This window comes from Escherichia sp. AM3 (assembly GCF_032029835.1).
GTDB classification, from domain to species: domain Bacteria; phylum Pseudomonadota; class Gammaproteobacteria; order Enterobacterales; family Enterobacteriaceae; genus Escherichia; species Escherichia coli.
Window position 1 is genome coordinate 1 of sequence record NZ_JAVUPQ010001133.1, and the last position, 254, is coordinate 254.

1 protein-coding gene is annotated in these 254 nt (G+C 48.0%); it reads right to left on the reverse strand.

Annotation, left to right across the window (positions count from 1 at the left end; all coding sequences use genetic code 11):
* A partial coding sequence (locus tag RTW80_RS30015) for an efflux RND transporter periplasmic adaptor subunit (RefSeq protein WP_312721812.1) occupies positions 1–254 on the reverse strand: 254 nt, incomplete at both ends.

Consider the following 254-nt stretch of genomic DNA (forward strand, 5'->3'; position numbering starts at 1 on the left):
GGCTTCTGGTATTCAGTTTCAGATAGGCATTCATGCCCGGCTTGAGAAACTCATCCTTATTAGAAACCTGGAGACGGACCTGAAGCGTACGGGTTGTCTGATCCACGCTGGGAAGAATATTCCATTTTTCGACATGGAATGTTTTATCCGGATAAGCCGGTACCGAAATTTCAAACTGCGACGTATCTTTCAGCAGATAGGCGATAGATTCTGGCACTGCAGCGCTGATCCAGACCGGGTCCATTCCCTGAATC